Annotated in this window: 2 rRNA genes; both read right to left on the reverse strand. The window is 58.0% G+C overall.

Annotated elements, in window-relative coordinates:
- Window positions 1–9: 9 nt before the first annotated feature.
- A 5S ribosomal RNA gene (gene rrf, locus PFX91_RS22975) occupies window positions 10–125 on the reverse strand.
- A gap of 110 nt (window positions 126–235) precedes the next feature.
- Window positions 236–1768, reverse strand: a 23S ribosomal RNA gene (locus PFX91_RS22980); the annotation flags it as partial.

Below are 1768 nucleotides of genomic sequence, written 5' to 3' on the forward strand. Positions count from 1 at the left end.
GAAGAAGAACCGTGGCAGCAACCTACTCTCCCACCCCACCACAGGGCAGTACCATCAGCACCAAGAGGCTTAACGACCGGGTTCGGAAAGAGACCGGGTGTGACCCTCCAGTAATGACCACCACGGAAAACCAACCCCACCCGCACCCCCACGAAACCCCCAAACAGGTCTCCAGCAAGGGACACGACGGGACCGCCGTTGTGAACACATGTGCGCGAACACCCAGCTATCTGCAGCGGACAAGCCCTCGGCCTATTAGTACCGGTCAGCTCCACCCCTCACAAGGCTTCCACACCCGGCCTATCAACCCTATCGTCTCTAGGGAGCCTTACCCCCTCCAACGGGGCAGGAGACCTCATCTCGAAGCAGACTTCCCGCTTAGATGCTTTCAGCGGTTATCCCTCCCGAACGTAGCCAACCAGCCATGCCCTTGGCAGAACAACTGGCACACCAGAGGTTCGTCCGTCCCGGTCCTCTCGTACTAGGGACAGCCCTTCTCAAGTCTCCAACGCGCACAGCGGATAGGGACCGAACTGTCTCACGACGTTCTAAACCCAGCTCGCGTGCCGCTTTAATGGGCGAACAGCCCAACCCTTGGGACCAACTCCAGCCCCAGGATGCGACGAGCCGACATCGAGGTGCCAAACCATCCCGTCGATATGGACTCTTGGGGAAGATCAGCCTGTTATCCCCGGGGTACCTTTTAGCCGTTGAGCGACACCGCTTCCACACGCCGGTGCCGGATCACTAGTCCCAGCTTTCGCTCCTGCTCGACACGTCCGTCTCACAGTCAAGCTCCCTTGTGCACTTACACTCAACACCTGATTACCAACCAGGCTGAGGGAACCTTTGGGCGCCTCCGTTACACTTTAGGAGGCAACCGCCCCAGTTAAACTACCCACCAGACACTGTCCCCGAACCGGATCACGGCCCAAGGTTAGATGCCCGAAACAGTCAGAGTGGTATTTCACCAACGCCTCCACCACCACTAGCGTGGCGACTTCACCGGCTCCCACCTATCCTACACAAACCATCCCAAACACCAATGTCAAGCTATAGTGAAGGTCCCGGGGTCTTTCCGTCCTGCTGCGCGAAACGAGCATCTTTACTCGTAGTGCAATTTCACCGGGCCCATGGTTGAGACAGTGGGGAAGTCGTTACGCCATTCGTGCAGGTCGGAACTTACCCGACAAGGAATTTCGCTACCTTAGGATGGTTATAGTTACCACCGCCGTTTACTGGCGCTTGGATTCCCAGCTTCGCAAGGGCCGAAACCCTCACTGACCAGTCCTCTTAACGTTCCAGCACCGGGCAGGCGTCAGTCCGTATACAGCGTCTTACGACTTCGCACGGACCTGTGTTTTTAATAAACAGTCGCTTCCCCCCGCTATCTGCGACCCCACCCAGCTCCGGCCGCAAGGACCTTCACCGGACAGGGCTCCCCTTCTCCCAAAGTTACGGGGACAATTTGCCGAGTTCCTTAACCATGGTTCACCCGAACGCCTCGGTATTCTCTACCTGACCACCTGCGTCGGTTTAGGGTACTGGCCGCACACGAACTCGCTAGAGGCTTTTCTCGACAGCATGGGATCACTCACTTCGCCTAACACGGCTCGGCATCACGCCTCAGCCACATGGTGTGCGGATTTACCAACACACCGGCCTACACGCTTACCCCCGGACGACCACCGCCGGGTAGAGCTACCCTCCTGCGTCACCCCATCACTTACCTACTACAGGCTCGGATCCCAGACCAACACCCCACACA

This window comes from Nocardiopsis sp. ATB16-24 (genome assembly GCF_030271535.1).
In the GTDB taxonomy this organism is placed as follows: Bacteria; Actinomycetota; Actinomycetes; order Streptosporangiales; family Streptosporangiaceae; genus Nocardiopsis.